Raw genomic sequence first — 17,973 nt, 5'->3', positions numbered from 1 at the left:
TGAAATTTCCGAGTTATTCGGCGGCTGTACGGGAGCGCAAAAGCACCTTGTAGCGCTCAAGACTACCGCGCAGATGCGCCGCCATATATTGGCGGGCAGCATCGGCATCGCCTTCGATGATGGCGTCAACGATCTTCGCATGCTCCTCCTGGAGATGAAGATTGTAGTCCTTCGGACGGGAACCGGGCGCCGCCCCCTGTAATTCGCCACGCGGGATGATGCCGGAGCGGATGAGTTGAAGAAACTCGGGGAATCGCCTGTTCTGCGTCGCCTGTGCAATGGCCAGATGGAACTCGAAATCGGCATCCCGCGTCGGCAACCCGGCGGCGAGACAGTCGCCAACGCGCCGATGCGCATCGACAATCGACTCCACCTGCACGGCGGAACGGCGCGATGCCGCAAGCCCGGCGGACTCAACTTCGAAGACGGTGCGCAATTCCAGCAGTTCGATTACCGAGGAGATCCGCCCCACGGCGAGATCATTGAAAGGCACTTCCTTGGCCGGTTTCACCTCAATGGCAAAAACGCCCGCTCCCTTGCGGGCCTCAACGAGACCATCCGCGCGCAGAATGGCGATGGCCTCACGCACCACGGTGCGGCTGACGGAATATTCGCGTGTCAGCGCGCTCTCACTCGGGAGACGGTCGCCGGGACGGAACACGCCTTCAGACAAATCCCGCCGCAATGCGGAGCTGATTTTCGCCGCGAGCGATATTCCCGGCTTCGTGCTGCTCTCAACGTCCATTCCGGCCCACCTGTTTTAAACTTGTCTGGCATGTTAGCAAACACCCGCCACATTGCAAGGGCCGCGCTTCTCGCACCAACCTCGTTGCGAAGCGGCAATGTCGCAACAGCGGGATTTGCCCTCAGGCGGCCACCATGGCCGAACCGCTGGAAAAGCGGTTTCTGTACTCGCCCGGCGAGAGGCCGAGAATACGGTGAAATACACGACGGAAGGCAGCGGCATCCTCGTATCCCACCGACCAGGCGATCTGGTCTACCGAACGACGGGTGAATTCCAGCAGTTCCCGCGCCTTGCCGACACGAAGATGCTGGACATATTCGATAGGCTTCATACCGGTGGCGGCCTTGAAGCGGCGAAGGAAGGTTCGCTCCTCAAGCCCGGCATGTGCGGCCATATCGGAGACACTGGTCGCCCTCCCCGCGCGCGCCTGCAGCCAGTGCTGAACCTTCAGGATCGGCTCGTCGCCATGCGTCAGCCGCGGCGCAAAACTGCTGTAATGTCGCTGCTCCCGACCGGAGGGGTCGATCAGCAGGAACTTACCGGTCTCGATCATCACCGAAGGCCCAAGCAGCCGGTCAACAATGCGCAGACCAAGATCGGTCCATGCCATCAGCCCACCCGCCGTGATGATATCGCCGTCTTCGATGACGATCTTGTCTATCTCCAGGCGGATATCGGGAAAGCGCTCGCGAAACCGTTCCGCAAACAGCCAGTGGGTAGTGGCGGGGCGGCCGGCCAAAAGACCTGTCGCAGCGACGATGAAGGAACCTCCGCAACTGGCGGCCAGCGTCGCGCCCTGCGCATGCCGGTCCAGCAGCCAGCGGGCATAGGGCCCGGCCTCGTCGATTTCGGCTGGCCCGGTCAGCCGGCCGGGTACGACGAAGATATCGGGATGCCCCGGCCTGCCCGGCTCGGTGTCATGACAACGGGAAAACTCACCGCCCTCACCCATGCTCCAGTGGCTGACGCGCAGTTTCGGCCCACCACGATCCTCTGAGAAGACCGACGCGATGGCAAAAAGATCGGTGATGCCGTGCACCATGGCGACCTGACAGTCCCGGTAGAGAACCAGACCGACTTCCAGCGCACTTCCCGCAACACCCGCCATGCCCCACATCCCCGTTTTGTCAGTTTCGGCTCGTTTTCTGTCAGAAGCGCCAATCCAGCCCCGGCTGTCTCCAGAGTATCTCTATTCCCACAGGACGCAAGCAAACCACCCGCAACAGGAGAGAGAGCCATGACAACGATAGTCACCAGAGACGGAACGCACATCTTCTACAAGGACTGGGGTTCGAAAGACGGCCAGCCCATCATCTTTTCCCACGGCTGGCCGCTCAGTGCCGATGCATGGGACGCGCAGATGGTATTCTTTGCCAATAACGGTTTCCGCACCATCGCCCATGATCGCCGCAGCCACGGCCGCTCCGACCAGGTCTGGCACAACAACACCATGGATCAATATGCTGACGATCTGGCCGAGCTGATCGAACAGCTCGATCTTCACGACATCATTCTCGTCGGCCATTCCACCGGCGGCGGCGAGGTAACGCGCTATATCGGCCGCCATGGTACGGCCCGCGTCGCCAGGATCGCCCTCATCGGCGCAGTACCGCCGCTGATGCTGAAGACGGAAAGCAATGCCATCGGCCTGCCGATCGATGTTTTCGACGGCATCCGCAAGGGTACCTACGACAATCGCAGCCAGTTCTTCAGGGATCTGACCATTCCTTTCTACGGCTATAACCGTGAAGGTGCTGTGATTTCTGAAGGTATTCGCGACGAGTTCTGGCGGCAGGGCATGATGGGCGGCCTCAAGGGCCAGCTAGACAGCATCCGCGCCTTTTCGGAAAGCGATTTTTATCAGGACCTGAAGGCTTTCGACAAGCCAACGCTCGTACTGCACGGCGACGACGACCAGATCGTGCCGATCGGCGCTTCGGCGCTCTCCACGGTCAAGATCGTCAAACATGCGACCCTCAAGGTCTATGAGGGCGCCGACCATGGACTGACACAGACCCATCAGGACCGGTTCAACGCCGACCTTCTTGCTTTCATCAACGCCTGAAACCACCAGACAAAGGAAACACGGGACATGACACAGAATACGTTTCTCATCACCGGCGCGTCCGATGGCATTGGCGCTGTTTATGCCGAGCGCCTCGCAAAACGCGGCCACGATCTTATCCTCGTGGCGCGACGCGCCGAAAAGCTGAAGGCGCTGGCCGAGCGGCTGGAAAAGGATCACCAGATCGCTGTCGAGGTTCTGGCAGCAGACCTTTCACGGGCGGAAGACCTCGAAAGGGTAGAGGCACGGCTGCGCGAGGACCGACGGATCACCGGTCTCGTCAACAATGCCGGTATTGCCGGAGACGGCGCTATCACGGAACTGGACCCGGCCCATGTCACGACGATGATCAATCTCAATATCCTTGCCGTCACCCGGCTTGCAGCGGCGATCGCACCGCGTCTTGCAGCAGATGGAAAGGGCACGATCATCAATATCACCTCGGTCACTGCCTTGATGCCGGCGGCATTTACCGCCGTTTATCCGGCGACCAAAGCCTTTGTGCTTGCCTTCACCGAGGCGCTGCACGCGCAGCTTTCCCCTTCCGGCGTTCGGGTTCAAGGTGTCCTGCCGGGCATCACCCGCACGGCCATCTGGGAAGAGGAACGTCTCGACGCCATTCCCGCCGCCATGGTCATGGATGCTCACGAGATGGTGGATGCAGCCCTGGCCGGTCTTGATCTGGGCGAGACGCTGACCATTCCTTCCCTGCCGGATACGGCAGACCTTGAAAATTTCCTTGCGGCCCGCGCTGCATTGAGGCCCAATCTATCGCATGCACATGCCGCCAGTCGGTATGGTGCAACCCAAACTGAATAGAGGGAGACGCATCATGATCCTCGGACTGACCATTCCCCAATTCACGACATTGCACGTTGCCTTGAGCCTCATAGGCATCGTAACCGGATTGATCGCCCTGCCCGCTTATGCGGCAGGGCGATGGATGCCGCGCATGATGGCGCTGTTTCTCGTCACCACGCTCGCCACAACGCTCACCGGCTTCCTGTTTCCAATCGGCAACTTCACACCGGCACTCGGCGTCGGCATCATCTCGACCATCATTCTGGCGGTCGCGCTGGTCGCGCTTTACGGATACGGTCTCAATGGCAGGGCGCGAACTGTTTATTCGATCACCGCTACGATGGGCCTTTATCTGAATATGTTCGTGCTGATCGTTCAGTCCTTTCTCAAGGTCGAGGCACTGAACGCACTGGCTCCAAACGGCAACGAACCACCATTCCTTGTCGCTCAACTCGCCCTGCTTGTTGCGGCAATCTGTCTTGGCTGGAAAGCGACGCGCCGCAAGCTTTTAGCCTGAAGCCAGCCCCCGCCCACACTCACCTGCGGGCTTCCCGGAAAAGCACACTTGCTCGATCCCCTTCGGGCAAGCTTGTGATTTCGTCGCGAACACAGGAAATCGCCACCTCTGAAATTTTCTCTTCCGTCTGTTGCCGCCGAACAATATACATTATATGATAACGTATATTAATTTAGAGCTACAGGAGAAGCCGATGAGTGCCGTGAGGATCAACGAACGTCTGACGGTCGCAGGCCAGCCGGATATCTCCGACTTTTCATCGCTTTCCGATCAGGGCTACAAAAGCATCATCAATGCCCGGCCGGATGGCGAAGAGCCCGGCCAGCCGGGCAATGAACATGAAAAAAGCGCCGCCAATGCTGCGGGTCTTGCCTACAGTTTCATTCCGGTCAATGGCCCGACTATTACCGAAGCCGATATTCGTGCCTTTCAGCAGACGATGACCGAGGCAAAAGGCCCCGTATTTGCCCATTGCAAGGGTGGAGCGCGAGCGCTGACCCTCTATGTGCTTGGCGAAGCGCTGGACGGGCGCATGAAACAAAGCGAGATCGCGACTTTCGGCCAACAGCATGGTTTCGATCTTGCCGGCGCCGTCCGCTGGCTGGAGCGGCAGGCTGCGGCAAAGCCGCACGTCAAGGCTTTCTTCGATCAGAGCACATCGAGCGTGCAATATGTCGTTTCCGACCCCGCAACCCGGCGCTGCGCCATCATCGATCCGGTCTACGATTTCGACGAGAAATCGGGGGCGACCGGCACGGTGAATGCCGATGCCATTCTGGCCTATGTCAAGGAGCAAGGCCTGGCGGTGGAATGGGTTCTAGACACGCATCCGCATGCCGACCATTTTTCCGCCGCCCACTATCTCAGCCAAAGAACCGGCGCGAAAACGGCAATCGGCGCCAAGGTCACCGGTGTGCAGCGGCTGTGGCAGGAGAAATATAACTGGCCCGATCTTGAAACAGACGGCTCGCAATGGGACAGGCTGTTTGAAGCGGGAGACCGGTTCAACATCGGCTCGCTGGAAGTTCGCGTGCTGTTTTCACCCGGACATACGCTCGCCTCCGTAACCTACGTGGTGGGCGACGCCGCATTCGTGCATGACACTCTTTTCATGCCTGATTCCGGCACGGCGCGCGCCGATTTTCCAGGCGGCAGCGCCAGAGAACTCTGGGCATCCATTCAGGAGATTCTCGCCCTTCCCGACGAAACGCGGCTTTTCACCGGACACGACTATCAACCCGGTGGCCGCGCGCCCAAATGGGAAAGCACTGTTGGAGAACAGAAACGCGGCAATCCGCATCTGGCTGGCATGACAGAGGAAGGCTTCATCCAGCTGCGTGAGGCGCGGGATCGCACCTTGCCGATGCCGAAGCTCATTCTGCACGCCTTGCAGGTCAATATCCGTGGCGGGCGCCTGCCTGAGCCGGAGGCCAATGGCAAACGTTATCTGAAGTTCCCGCTTGACGTGCTGGGGGGCAGCACATGGTAAAGGAAAACATGCGGAAACAGATACCTGATATCACCGAAATCCCGCTTGCCGAGATGGAGGAACGCGCAGTCGAGGTCGCCATACTCTTGAAGACACTTGCCCATCCCGCGCGGCTGATGCTCGCCTGCACGCTGGCGCAGGGGGAGTTTTCTGTTGGCGAGCTGGAAGCCAAGCTGGATATCCGCCAGCCCACACTTTCCCAACAACTTGGGGTTTTGCGTGAGGCGGGCGTTGTTGAAACGCGGCGCGAGGCCAAACAGATCTTCTACCGGTTAACCGAGGAAAAAGCGGCGCAGCTGATCGAGGCTCTCTATACCATCTTCTGTGCGCCGGAGGAAAACCCGTGACAGCCTATTGGCCCTCTCTATTCGGCGGTATGCTGCTCGGCCTCGCGAGTATTCTTCTGTTTCTCTTTAACGGCCGCATCGCCGGTATCAGCGGCATCCTGGGCAATGTGCTCGGCAAGGAACGGCGCTTGACGGATGTGGCCTTCGTCGCAGGTTTGCTGACAGGCCCGTATCTTTACGCCGCCGCATTCGGCCGCTTTCCCGCGCTCACCATATCTGCACCCTGGCCGCTGATCGTCATTGCTGGGCTGCTGGTGGGGTTCGGTACGCGCATGGGATCCGGCTGCACATCCGGCCATGGCATCATGGGTCTTGCTCGATTTTCCCGGCGCTCCATCACCGCCACTGCCATCTTCCTGATCACCGGTATCCTTGCCGCTACGATAACCGGAGCGCTGTCATGAAAAATCAGGTCATGGCGCGTTTCGTGGTGGCACTTGCGGCCGGGGCACTGTTCGGATTTGGCCTCTCCCTGTCCGGCATGATCGATCCTGCCCGCGTTTCAGGCTTTCTCGACGTGGCAAGCGGCCATTGGGATCCGAGCCTGATGTTCGTTCTCGGCGGTGCGGTTTTGGTCGCCGTGCCGGGCGTTCTGTTGTGCCGTTTCCTTGCCAAACCAGTTCTCAGTGCGGAATTTCACCTTGCCGCCAAAACTCGGGTCGACGCGCCGTTGGTTGTGGGCTCGGCTATTTTCGGCGCAGGCTGGGGGTTTGCCGGTTTCTGCCCCGGCCCGGCGATATCGGCGCTTGCTCTCGGCCTAATGCCGGTCATTCTCTTCGTTTGCGCCATGATCGCCGGCATGCTCGTTCACGACCGAATCTACGCCAAACGGTAGGCATTTCCGCCTTGCCTGGACATGCGCGAGAGCAGCAGGCTCTCGCGCATCGTCGCTGGATTACAGGTCGATCAGGCTTTTGCCCGTCATTTCCGCAGGCAGCGGCACATTCATCAATTGCAGCAGCGTGGGAGCGACATCGGCGAGGATACCGTCATGCAGCTTCGCGCCTTCAGGTCCGCCGAACAGGATCACCGGCACCGGATTGGTGGTGTGCGCGGTGTGCGGGCCACCGGTTACCGGGTCGACCATGGTTTCACAATTACCGTGGTCGGCAATCACCAACATGGCGCCGCCAACCTTTTCCAGAGCGGCAACGACTGCGGCGAGCCCCCGGTCCACGGCTTCGCAAGCCTTGATCGCGGCTTGCAGATCGCCGGTATGGCCCACCATGTCGGGATTGGCGTAATTGGTGACGATGAGATCGTAACCCTTGCCGATCGCCTCGACGAATTTCTCCGTCACCTCAGGCGCGCTCATTTCCGGCTGCAGATCGTAGGTCGCAACCTTGGGAGACTTCGGCATGAAGCGGTCTTCGCCCACTTCAGGTTCTTCCTTGCCACCATTCAGGAAGAAAGTGACATGCGGATATTTTTCCGTCTCGGCCAGACGGAACTGCCGCAGACCCTGCTTGGCAACCCAGGCGCCCAACGTATTTTCAATATCGCGCTTAGGGTAAGCCGTCGTCATGAAGGTCGCATGTTTGGTGGAATATTCCACCATGCCAAGCAGCGCCGAAAGCACTGGCTTTTCACGCACGAACCCGTCGAAATCGTCCGCACCGATGGCAAGCAGGATTTCACGAGCGCGGTCGGCACGGAAATTCAGGCAGAAGAGACCGTCGCCGGATTTGAAGCCTTCGTAACCACCGATGACCGTTGGCAGGATGAATTCGTCCGTAACATCATTTTTGTAGCTTGCGGCAACGGCGCTCACCGCGTCCGGCGCATGTTCGCCCCGGCCGAGAACCATGGCGTCATAGGCCTTTTCAACACGCTCCCAGCGATTATCGCGGTCCATCGCATAATAACGGCCGATCACCGTGCCAATGCTGGCGCCTTGCGGCAGGCTTGCCGCAAATGCGGCGACGAAGCCTTCCGCGGACTGCGGTGCGACATCGCGACCATCGGTGATGGCATGCACGACGACCTTCAAACCCAGATCGGTCAGCAGCTTCACCGCCGCCCGACCGTGGACGATGTGGCCGTGAACGCCGCCATCGGAGACGACGCACATCACATGCGCCACGCCGCCCGCAGCCTTCACCTTGGCGGCGAAATCGAGCATCGCAGCGTTCCTGAAAAAGCTGCCGTCCTCGATAGCCAGATCGATCTGGCCAAGATCCATGGCGACGATGCGACCGGCGCCGATATTGGTGTGTCCAACTTCCGAATTGCCCATTTGCCCTGTGGGCAGACCGACATTCGGGCCGAAGGTGGTCAGCCGCGCATTCGGGCAGGTGGCGAAAAGCCGATCCATGGTGGGCGTGTTTGCCAGTACCGGCGCATTGCTGGACGTGTCCTCGCTCAGTCCCCAGCCATCGAGAATAGTCAGGACAACGGGTTTGGGAGTGCTCATGAAAGGACCTTCTTCTTCATTCGGTTGCCGACGAACAGCGAAGCGCTGAGCACCGGAGCGCCCCCGTCCGCCACTATGATCATGATGAGAAAACACGCTTCTCGTTCTTTCTCTTCTATACTCGAAGATCGCGAACGCAAGCCTATACCGACACCGAAACAGTTCCGTGAAGCTGAAGTGCTTCACGGAAGAAAATCCTTTTCGAACGAAGCTCAGCCGTCGATGAAGATCAGCGCCGGCTTTTCCAGCAGCGCCTTGATAGCCTGAATGAAGACGGCGGCATCCCAGCCGTCGACGACCCGGTGATCGAAACTGGAGGAGAGGTTCATCATCTTGCGCGGCACGAAACCGCTACCATCCCAGACCGGTCGCGTCACGATCTTGTTCACGCCGATGATCGCCACCTCCGGGTGATTGATGATGGGCGTCGAAACGATACCGCCAAGGGGGCCAAGCGAGCTGATGGTGATGGTGGACCCCGTCAACTCGTCCCGTTGCGCGGCGCCGGTGCGCGCCGCCTCGGCCACGCGCACAACTTCAGCAGCACACTCCCAAAGGCCGAGCGCTTCCGTGTGGCGAACGACCGGGACCATCAGCCCCGTAGGTGTCTGCGTGGCTATGCCGATATGCACCGCTTCGTAGTGACTGACGACCCCTTTTTCGTCATCGAAGGTGGCATTCATGCCGGGATGATCGGCGACCGTTTTCACAAGTGCGCGCATCAGGAACGGCAGGATCGTCAGTTTCGGCTGTCCTGACCGGCGGTTGCCATTCATGGTCGTGCGCAAATCCTCCAGATCGGTCACGTCGATTTCCTCGACATAGGTGATGTGGGGAATGCGGGAGACGGACAGCGTCATCTTCTCGGCGATCTTGCGCCTCAGCCCTGTCACCTTCACCTCTTCGACAGCGCTATCGCGGGAAGCTATCGGCGCAGCGGGCCGCTCAGATTGCGACCGTGCGGTCAGAAATGTATCGAGATCGGCGTGGGTGATATGCCCGTCCGGCCCTGTTCCCCTCACTTGTCCGAGATCGATATCGAGATCGTCGGCGCGCTGGCGAACGGCTGGCGACGCCAGAGGTTTATGGTGTTCCACCTCAGGGGAAGGCGGCGCATCCTGTATTTCGCGGGCGGGCTGGATTTCAGCCGCTGGCGGCTCTTCCGTCATGTCGGATGGCGCTTCCGGCTCGGTTACATCCGCGGGGGCAGCAGCAACAGCGGAGGCATTGGTTTCGATGCGCACCAGCGGCGCCTTAACCGCCACCGTATCACCCACCTCCGCTGCCAACCATGTGACGACGCCCGCAACCGGCGATGGGATTTCAACCGTCGCCTTGTCGGTCATCACAGCGGCCAGCACCATATCCTCGTGCACGGGATCGCCGGGTTTGACATTCCATTCCACCAGTTCGGCTTCCGCAACACCTTCGCCGACATCAGGCATAGTGATAACAAATTCCGCCATCTTCAGGCCTCCATGACTTCGACGAGAGCGCGCCCGACGCGGGCCGGCCCCGGAAAATAATCCCACTCCTGCGCGTGGGGATAAGGCGTATCCCAACCAGCCACACGGACGACCGGTGCTTCCAGATGATAGAAGCAGTGTTCCTGCACCAGCGACACGACTTCCGCGCCGAAGCCTGACGTGAGCGTTGCCTCATGCACCATGACGCAGCGGCCGGTCTTGGCAACGGACTTCACGATGGTGTCCAGATCGAGTGGCAAAAGGCTGCGCAGATCGATGATCTCGGCATCCACGCCCGTTTCTTCCGCTGCGGCGAGCGCAACATGCACCATGGTGCCGTAAGCGATGACAGTGACATCCTGCCCGGCGCGGCGGATTTCGGCCTTGCCGATCGGAATGGTGTAATGCCCTTCCGGCACCTCGCCCATCTCGTGCTTCGACCATGGCGTTACCGGCCGGTCGTGATGGCCGTCGAAGGGACCGTTATAAAGCCGCTTCGGCTCCAGAAACATCACCGGATCCGGGTCTTCGATCGAGGCGATCAGCAACCCCTTGGCGTCGTAAGGATTGGAGGGAACCACCACCTTTAGCCCGCAGACATGGGTAAAAAGCGCCTCCGGGCTCTGACTATGCGTCTGCCCGCCAAAAATGCCGCCGCCGGTCGGCATGCGCAGGACTATGGGGCAGGTGAAATCGCCATTGGAGCGATAACGAATGCGCGCCGCTTCCTGGGTGATCTGGTCATAGGCCGGGTACATGTAATCCGCGAACTGGATTTCGACGCAGGGGCGCAGGCCATAAGCGGCCATGCCGATGGCCGTGCCGACAATACCGGATTCGCTGATCGGCGCGTCGAAACAGCGGGTCTTGCCATATTTGCCCTGCAAGCCCTGCGTCGCACGAAACACGCCGCCGAAATAGCCCACATCCTCACCGAAAACCACCACATCGTCGCTGCGCTCCATGGACACATCCATGGCGCTGCGGACGGCTTCGATCATCGTCATTCTTGTCATGTCTCACCACCCTGCCTTCTGGCGCTGGCGGGCGAGATGCGGCGGCATCTCGGCGTAAACGCCCTCGAAAATATCCTTCTTTGGCGGCTTACGGCCCTCATGCAGCGTACCGTGGCTTTCCGCCTCACGCTGCGCCTCAAGCACCTCGTCGGCAATTTCCGCTTCCGCCTGCCGGTGCCGCTCCTCCGACCAGACGCCGCGCAGGATGAGATGTTTCTTCAACCGCAGAACCGGGTCACCCAGTGGCCATGCCTCGGACTCGGTCTTGGGGCGATAAGCGCTCGGATCGTCGGAAGTGGAATGCGCACCGACACGGTAGGTCACATATTCGATCAGCGTCGGTCCGAGATTGCGCCGCGCCCGCTCCACCGCCCAGCGTGCCACGGCATAAACGGCGAGATAGTCGTTGCCGTCGACCCGGAGCGCCGGAATGCCGAAGCCCAGGCCTCTGGCCGCAAAGGTGCCGGAACCGCCGCGCGCGATACCCTGAAAGGTGGAAATGGCCCATTGGTTGTTGACGATGTTGAGTATGACCGGCGCCTTGTAGGTGGAGGCGAAGACCAGCGCCGAGTGGAAATCCGATTCCGCCGTTGAGCCGTCACCGATCCATGCTGCCGCGATCTTCGTATCGCCCTTGATGGCAGATGCCATCGCCCAGCCGACCGCCTGCACATATTGCGTGGCAAGATTGCCGGACACGGTGAAGAAGCCATGCTCCTTCGAGGAGTAAAGAACCGGCAATTGCCGCCCATGCAGCGGGTCCAGTTCGTTGGAATAGATCTGGTTCATCATGGTGACGAGCGGGTAATCGTCGGCGATCAGCAGACCCGCCTGCCGGTAGGTCGGGAAATTCATGTCGCCTTTGGAGAGCGCCTTGCGGAAGGCGCAACTGACCGCTTCCTCACCCAGATGCTGCATGTAAAAGGAGGTCTTGCCCTGCCGCTGTGCCATCAGCATGCGGGCATCGAAAGCCCGCAGCCGCATCATGTTCTTCAGGCCGACGAGCAAATCCTCATCCGAAAGCAGCCCGGCCCACGGGCCGACAGCCTCACCCTGATGATTGAGGACGCGGATGATGGAATAGGCCAGATCGCGCATGTCTTCAGGTGCTGCGTCCACCTCCGGGCGTGGCACGGAGCCGGCCTTGGGTATCTTCACATTGGAGAAATCCGGCTGGTCGCCTGGCCGCACCGCTGGTTCGGGAACATGCAGGCTGAGATGCGTGGTTTCGGTAATATCCATTCTACTCCTCCCATCGCCATCTCCTCCAGACGACGAAACAATTTTCAGAGGTTTCGCGCGATGACCATGCGCTGGACATCGCTGGTTCCCTCGTAAATCTGGCAGATGCGCACATCGCGATAGATCCGCTCCACCGGATAATCCACCATGTAGCCGTAACCGCCGTGAATCTGGATGGCGTCCGAGCAGACACGCTCCGCCATTTCCGAGGCAAAGAGCTTGGCCATCGAGGCCTCCGAAAGGCAGGGCTCGCCCGCTTCCTTCAGCGCCGCCGCATGCAGCACCAGTTGCCGCGCCGCCGTTATGCGCGTTGCCATATCCGCAAGCCTGAACGCCACGGCCTGATGCTCGATGATGGCTTGCCCGAAGGCCTTGCGCTCGCGGGCATAATCCCGTGCCGCCTCGAAAGCCGCCTGCGCCATGCCAACCGCCTGTGCGGCAATGCCGATACGACCGCCTTCCAGATTGGCGAGCGCGATGCGATACCCCTGCCCCTCTTCACCGAGCCGCAATTCGGTTGGGACCGCCATGTCGGTAAAGGCAATCTGGCAGGTATCCGAAGAATGCAGACCGAGTTTTTCCTCGACCCTGATTACCTCGTAACCGGGCGTATCTGTCGGCACGATGAATGCCGTGATACCTTTTTTGCCAGCAGCAGGATCGGTGACGGCGAAGACGATGACGACATCGCCATTCTTGCCCGACGTGATGAACTGTTTTGCGCCGTCGATGATATAGCGGTCGCCATCGCGCCGCGCTTTTGTCTTCAGATTGGAGGCGTCGGAACCGGCCTGCGGTTCGGTCAGCGCAAAACCGCCGATCCATTCGCCGGAGGCGAGCTTGGGGAGGAAACGCTGCTTCTGCTCTTCCGTGCCGAATTTCAGGATCGGCACGCAGCCAACCGAATTGTGGACGCTCATGATGGTGGAACAGGCGCCGTCACCGGCAGCGATTTCCTCCAGCGCCAGGGCGTAAGCGACCGCACCGGTTTCCGACCCGCCATAATCTTCCGAGACCAGCATGCCGAGAAAGCCGAGTTCACCCATTTCTTTCAGCTCGTCTTTCGGGAACCGGCTTTCCCGGTCGCGCGCGGAAGCGCCGGGGGCGAGCCGCTCGCGGGCGAAATCGCGGGCCATGTCCCTGATCTGTTGCTGGGCTTCGTTCAGGATCATCTCCGCCTCCCTTCAGTGCCGCTCGACCGCAAGCGCAGTCGCCTCGCCGCCGCCGATGCAGACGGCGGCAACGCCGCGTTTCAGTCCGTGACGCTGCAAAGCGGCCAGCAACGTGACGACGATGCGTGCACCGGAAGCCCCGATGGGATGGCCGAGCGCGCAGGCACCGCCATGCACATTCACCTTCTCATGTGGCAGATCGAGATCACGCATGGCCGCCATCACCACAACCGCGAAAGCCTCGTTGATTTCGAACAGATCGACATCCTTCGCCGACCAGCCGGTTTTTTCGAACAGCTTTGTCATCGCGCCGATGGGAGCCGTCGGATATCCGGCGGGTGCATCCGCATGGGATGCCTGACCGATAATGGTCGCCAGCGGTGAAAGGCCTCGTCTTTCCGCTTCGGAACGGCGCGTAAGAACGAGAGCGGCTGCACCATCCGAGATAGAACTGGAATTCGCCGCCGTCACCGTTCCGCCGTCGCGAAAGGCGGGCTTAAGCTGCGGTATCTTTTCCGGCTTTGCCTTCCCCGGCAACTCGTCCACGCCATCATCGCCAACAGGCGCGATTTCCGCTTCGAACGCACCTTCCTCTATGGCGCGTCGTGCCCGTTCCAGTGAGGCGAGCGCAAAATCATCCTGCATCGCGCGAGTGAATTGATACTCTTGCGCGCAATCTTCAGCAAAAGTCCCCATCAGCCTGCCCTTGTCATAGGCGTCTTCGAGACCGTCGAGAAACATGTGGTCGGTGAGCTTGCCGTGGCCAAGACGATAGCCGTTGCGGGCGCGGTCCAGCAGATAAGGGGCGTTGCTCATGCTTTCCATGCCACCTGCAAGCACGATGGAAGAGCTTCCCGCCACAAGCTGGTCATGTGCCAGCATGATCGCTTTCATGCCCGAGCCACACATCTTGTTGATTGTTGTTGCGCCAACCGAGTTGGGAATGGCGGCGGCAATCGCTGCCTGTCTGGCAGGAGCCTGTCCCTGCCCGGCTGAGAGCACGCAGCCCATCAACACGTCGTCAATGTCAGCGGAAGAAATTGCAGCCCGTTCGACGGCCGCGCGGATTGCCGCCGCCCCGAGATCGGACGCCGCCACCGATTTGAATTCGCCCTGGAACCCACCCATAGCAGTACGGGCGGCCCCGACGATAACGACAGGGTCATGCACAGCCAAATTCACCTCCCTTGGCCATCCTCCCACCGAGAGAACGACCGTCATCGCAATCTCCTCCAGACCGCGACTGACGTGAACGCTATCACTATCTCGAATTCATTTCAAAGCTATTTTGATTGACAGTTTTTTGATTGGCGATATCTTTGATCCAACAATTAGTCATATCATAGAGCAAATGATCCATGATTGAGCTCGACAGTTTCGACCAGAAGATTCTCCATGTGCTTGGCGATGACGGGCGTGTGAGCTGGCGCGATCTGGCGGCCCGGATCGGGCTTTCCTTCACCCCGACACTGCGCCGCGTGCGCAAGCTGGAAGAAGAAGGCATCATTCGCGGTTATACCGCCGTGTTCGATGAGAACCGGCTGCTCGGCAATATGGGCGTCTTCATTTCCGTCACGCTGGAACGGCAGATCAAGGAAGCGCTGACGACGTTCGAGCACCATGTCGCCTCCATTCCGGAAGTGGTGGGCGGCTACCAGACGAGCGGCAGCTCCGACTATCTCATTCATGCCATGGTGCGGGATCTACCGCATTATCAGCAGCTTCTGGATTTCCTGACCACGGTTCCCGGTGTGTCGCGCATCCAGTCCAATTTCGCCATCAAGACATTCGTGCGCCGTTCCGCCGCCTTCACCGGAGGTGACGCGCCATAAATGAGAGTTGCCAGCACGGAGGAGGTGCTGGCCGCTGACGAGAGGGACGGAGATAAACGGCCGTCCGGAGGAGGAGACGCGATGAGTTTGAACCTCGCCGCCATTTTCGATGCCGATCTCGGCCCGGAAATCGCAGCATTGCGCGACAGCGCAAGAGCATTCGCCGACGATGAAATAGCGCCGCTCGCCGCAGAAATCGATCGCAACGATCAGTTTCCGCGCCAGCTCTGGCCGCGGATGGGTGAACTCGGTCTGCACGGCATTACCGTTTCGGAGGAATTCGGCGGTGCTGACATGGGCTATCTCGCTCATTGCGTGGCGATGGAGGAGATAAGCCGCGCTTCCGCGTCCATCGGCCTGTCCTATGGCGCCCATTCCAACCTCTGCATCAACCAGATTCATCGCTGGGGAACGGAAGAGCAAAAGCGGCGATATCTGCCCAAGCTGGTGTCGGGCGAGCATGTCGGTTCGCTCGCCATGAGCGAGACGGAAGCCGGCTCGGATGTCGTCTCGATGCGGTTGAAGGCGGAACGTAAGGGCGACGTCTATGTGCTGAACGGCACAAAGATGTGGATCACCAACGGTCACGAGGCAGACACGCTGGTTGTATACGCCAAGACGGACATCTCCGCCGGTGCGCGTGGCATCACGGCCTTTCTGATCGAAAAAGGCTTCAAGGGTTTTCGCCCCGCACAAAAACTCGACAAGCTTGGCATGCGCGGCTCACCCACCTCCGAACTGGTGTTCACGGATTGCGAGGTACCGGAGGAAAACATCCTCGGGCGTTTGAACGACGGCGTGACGGTATTGATGAGCGGGCTTGATTACGAACGCGCCGTTCTGGCTGCCGGCCCTGTTGGCATCATGCAGGCGGCTATCGATCTGGTGCTGCCCTATGCGCGCGAGCGCAAGCAATTCGGCAAGCCGATCGGCGAATTCCAGCTGGTGCAGGGAAAGCTTGCCGATATCTATTCGGCTATGAACGCCTCCCGCGCCTATGTCTATGCCGTGGCGCGCGCCTGCGACAATGGCCGCATCACAAGGCAGGATGCGGCAGGTGCGATCCTGTTTGCCGCCGAGCGGGCGACGCGAGTTGCACTGGATGCAATCCAGCTTCTCGGCGGTTCCGGCTATGTCAATGAAAGTCCGGCGGGTCGCTTGCTCCGGGACGCCAAGCTTTATGAAATCGGCGCGGGCACCAGCGAAATCCGCCGGATGCTGATCGGCCGCGAACTGGTCAAAGGCAATGGGTGAGGAATGCGATGAAGCTTACATCCAGTCTGAACCGCGATCCTACCTTTTCCGCCAACGTCACCTTCATGTCGGGCCTGGTGGATGACCTGCGGCAGCATGTCGAAAAAATCTCCAAGGGCGGCGGCGACAAGGCGCGCGAACGGCATCTGTCACGCGGCAAATTGCTTGCGCGCGACCGGATAGAAGCACTGCTCGATCCCGGGAGTCCGTTTCTCGAATTCTCGCAATTCGCAGCATACGAGGTCTACGACGAACCCGTTCCGGCTGCCGGCATCGTCACTGGCATCGGTCGGGTCGCAGGCCGTGAATGCGTCATCGTGGCCAATGACGCGACGGTGAAAGGCGGCACCTATTATCCGCTGACGGTCAAGAAACATCTGCGCGCGCAGGAGATCGCTGCCGAAAACCACCTGCCCTGCATTTATCTGGTCGATTCCGGCGGTGCGAACCTTCCCAATCAGGACGAGGTTTTTCCCGACCGCGATCATTTCGGCCGCATCTTTTACAATCAGGCCAATATGTCGGCGGCAGGCATCGCCCAGATCGCCGTGGTGATGGGAAGCTGTACGGCTGGCGGGGCCTATGTGCCTGCTATGAGCGACCAGTCCGTGATCGTCAAAAATCAGGGCACGATCTTCCTCGGCGGCCCGCCGCTGGTGAAGGCCGCAACGGGCGAAGTGGTGAGCGCGGAAGAACTGGGCGGCGCGGATGTGCATTCGCGGCAATCCGGCGTGACTGATCACTATGCCCACGATGACCGCCACGCGCTTTCGCTGACCCGAAGGATCGTCTCCACCCTCAATCGCCGCAAACGCGTGGAGCTGGATATTCGCGAACCCGCAGAACCGCTTTATCCATCGGAGGAGCTTTACGGCATCGTGCCCACCGATACGCGCAAGCCTTTCGAGGTGCGCGAGATCATCGCGCGTCTGGTGGATGGTTCCGAATTCGACGAGTTCAAGGCGCTTTACGGCACGACGCTGGTCTGCGGTTTCGCCCATATCCACGGTTATCCCGTCGGCATCGTCGCCAATAACGGCATTCTGTTTTCGGAATCGGCGCTCAAGGGCGCGCATTTCATCGAACTCTGCTGCCAGCGCGGCATTCCGCTGGTTTTCCTGCAGAACATCACCGGCTTCATGGTCGGCAAGGCCTATGAGGCTGATGGTATCGCGAAGGATGGCGCCAAGCTCGTTACGGCCGTTGCATCGGCTAAAGTGCCGAAATTCACCGTCATCATCGGCGGCTCCTTCGGTGCGGGCAATTACGGCATGTGCGGGCGCGCCTATTCGCCGCGCTTTTTGTGGATGTGGCCTAATGCCCGCATTTCCGTCATGGGCGGCGAGCAGGCGGCATCCGTTCTGGCGCAAATCCGGCGCGACGGCATCGAGGCGGATGGCCGCCACTGGTCCAAGGAGGGCGAGGAGTCGTTCAAACAGCCGATCCGGGAAAAATACGAGCGGGAAGGTCACCCCTATTATGCCAGTGCAAGACTGTGGGACGATGGCATCATCGACCCGAAGGACACCCGCCTCGTGCTCGGCCTTGGCCTGTCGGCCGCGCTGAACGCGCCGATTGAACCCACCCGTTTCGGCATATTCAGGATGTGAGGCG

The 17,973-nt window shown here is 60.1% G+C and carries 18 protein-coding genes; 10 read left to right on the top strand and 8 right to left on the bottom strand.

The window, feature by feature from the left end:
- Positions 1-13 precede the first annotated feature (13 nt).
- Together ACQZ63_RS08655 and ACQZ63_RS08650 are read right to left on the bottom strand one after the other, a co-directional pair.
- Positions 14-745: a FadR/GntR family transcriptional regulator gene (locus tag ACQZ63_RS08655; RefSeq protein ID WP_003511162.1), complete on the bottom strand. Its 732-nt coding sequence runs from the start codon at positions 743-745 to the stop codon at positions 14-16.
- Between the two features lie 121 nt (positions 746-866).
- Entirely contained in the window at positions 867-1,853 is a 987-nt protein-coding gene (locus ACQZ63_RS08650) for a GlxA family transcriptional regulator (RefSeq protein WP_035200579.1), read from the bottom strand.
- A gap of 129 nt (positions 1,854-1,982) precedes the next feature.
- On the opposite strand from ACQZ63_RS08650, the gene ACQZ63_RS08645 reads away from it, so the two are divergent.
- The 7 genes from ACQZ63_RS08645 to ACQZ63_RS08615 all read left to right on the top strand — a co-directional run bounded on the left by ACQZ63_RS08645 (position 1,983) and on the right by ACQZ63_RS08615 (position 6,799).
- On the top strand, positions 1,983-2,810 hold the full coding sequence (locus ACQZ63_RS08645) for an alpha/beta fold hydrolase (RefSeq protein ID WP_113555401.1): 828 nt from the start codon (positions 1,983-1,985) through the stop codon (positions 2,808-2,810).
- 27 nt (positions 2,811-2,837) lie between these two features.
- On the top strand, positions 2,838-3,629 hold the full coding sequence (locus ACQZ63_RS08640; RefSeq protein ID WP_003511167.1) for an SDR family NAD(P)-dependent oxidoreductase: 792 nt from the start codon (positions 2,838-2,840) through the stop codon (positions 3,627-3,629).
- Between the two features lie 13 nt (positions 3,630-3,642).
- Positions 3,643-4,128, top strand: coding sequence for a hypothetical protein (locus ACQZ63_RS08635; protein WP_003511169.1), 486 nt, complete (start codon positions 3,643-3,645; stop codon positions 4,126-4,128).
- 193 nt (positions 4,129-4,321) lie between these two features.
- Positions 4,322-5,617, top strand: a complete 1,296-nt coding sequence (blh, locus tag ACQZ63_RS08630; protein WP_113555402.1) for a bifunctional sulfur transferase/dioxygenase Blh — start codon at positions 4,322-4,324, stop codon at positions 5,615-5,617.
- On the top strand, positions 5,611-5,964 hold the full coding sequence (gene bigR, locus ACQZ63_RS08625) for a sulfite-sensing transcriptional repressor BigR (RefSeq protein WP_003511171.1): 354 nt from the start codon (positions 5,611-5,613) through the stop codon (positions 5,962-5,964). The genes blh and bigR overlap by 7 nt, the downstream gene beginning before the upstream one ends.
- Positions 5,961-6,368 carry a YeeE/YedE family protein gene (locus ACQZ63_RS08620; RefSeq protein WP_003511172.1) on the top strand — a complete coding sequence of 136 codons (408 nt, stop codon included), beginning with the start codon at positions 5,961-5,963 and terminating at the stop codon, positions 6,366-6,368. The genes bigR and ACQZ63_RS08620 overlap by 4 nt, the downstream gene beginning before the upstream one ends.
- Entirely contained in the window at positions 6,365-6,799 is a 435-nt protein-coding gene (locus ACQZ63_RS08615; protein ID WP_013761694.1) for a YeeE/YedE family protein, read from the top strand. Before ACQZ63_RS08620 ends, ACQZ63_RS08615 begins: the two co-directional genes overlap by 4 nt.
- A 60-nt stretch (positions 6,800-6,859) precedes the next feature.
- Here the strand turns inward: ACQZ63_RS08615 and gpmI are convergent, their stop codons facing one another.
- From gpmI to ACQZ63_RS08585, 6 genes are all read right to left on the bottom strand, one after another.
- Positions 6,860-8,377 carry a 2,3-bisphosphoglycerate-independent phosphoglycerate mutase gene (gene gpmI / locus ACQZ63_RS08610; protein ID WP_060642349.1) on the bottom strand — a complete coding sequence of 506 codons (1,518 nt, stop codon included), beginning with the start codon at positions 8,375-8,377 and terminating at the stop codon, positions 6,860-6,862.
- A gap of 212 nt (positions 8,378-8,589) precedes the next feature.
- The gene (locus ACQZ63_RS08605) at positions 8,590-9,843 is read right to left on the bottom strand and encodes a dihydrolipoamide acetyltransferase family protein (protein WP_019564783.1); all 1,254 of its coding nucleotides are present in this window, start codon (positions 9,841-9,843) and stop codon (positions 8,590-8,592) included.
- Between the two features lie 2 nt (positions 9,844-9,845).
- Positions 9,846-10,859: an alpha-ketoacid dehydrogenase subunit beta gene (locus tag ACQZ63_RS08600; RefSeq protein WP_013761697.1), complete on the bottom strand. Its 1,014-nt coding sequence runs from the start codon at positions 10,857-10,859 to the stop codon at positions 9,846-9,848.
- 3 nt (positions 10,860-10,862) lie between these two features.
- Positions 10,863-12,101, bottom strand: a complete 1,239-nt coding sequence (locus ACQZ63_RS08595) for a 3-methyl-2-oxobutanoate dehydrogenase (2-methylpropanoyl-transferring) subunit alpha (protein ID WP_003511177.1) — start codon at positions 12,099-12,101, stop codon at positions 10,863-10,865.
- A 44-nt stretch (positions 12,102-12,145) separates the two neighbouring features.
- Positions 12,146-13,273 (bottom strand): acyl-CoA dehydrogenase family protein, encoded by a 1,128-nt coding sequence (locus ACQZ63_RS08590; RefSeq protein WP_113048843.1) that lies wholly within the window; start codon positions 13,271-13,273, stop codon positions 12,146-12,148.
- A gap of 12 nt (positions 13,274-13,285) precedes the next feature.
- A complete protein-coding gene (locus tag ACQZ63_RS08585; protein ID WP_113555404.1) occupies positions 13,286-14,494 on the bottom strand; it encodes an acetyl-CoA C-acyltransferase in 1,209 nt (402 codons plus the stop codon).
- A gap of 137 nt (positions 14,495-14,631) precedes the next feature.
- Between ACQZ63_RS08585 and ACQZ63_RS08580 the strand changes: the two genes are divergently transcribed.
- The 3 genes from ACQZ63_RS08580 to ACQZ63_RS08570 all read left to right on the top strand — a co-directional run bounded on the left by ACQZ63_RS08580 (position 14,632) and on the right by ACQZ63_RS08570 (position 17,969).
- The gene (locus ACQZ63_RS08580) at positions 14,632-15,105 is read left to right on the top strand and encodes an Lrp/AsnC family transcriptional regulator (protein ID WP_003500312.1); all 474 of its coding nucleotides are present in this window, start codon (positions 14,632-14,634) and stop codon (positions 15,103-15,105) included.
- An 81-nt stretch (positions 15,106-15,186) separates the two neighbouring features.
- Positions 15,187-16,359 (top strand): isovaleryl-CoA dehydrogenase, encoded by a 1,173-nt coding sequence (locus tag ACQZ63_RS08575; RefSeq protein WP_111842151.1) that lies wholly within the window; start codon positions 15,187-15,189, stop codon positions 16,357-16,359.
- Positions 16,360-16,367: 8 nt separating this feature from the next.
- Positions 16,368-17,969: a carboxyl transferase domain-containing protein gene (locus ACQZ63_RS08570; protein WP_113555405.1), complete on the top strand. Its 1,602-nt coding sequence runs from the start codon at positions 16,368-16,370 to the stop codon at positions 17,967-17,969.
- Positions 17,970-17,973 lie beyond the last annotated feature (4 nt).

The sequence above is a fragment of the Agrobacterium sp. CG160-95 genome, assembly GCF_053521725.1.
Note: the sequence above shows the minus strand (reverse complement) of the source record. Positions and strands in the feature narration are given on the sequence as shown.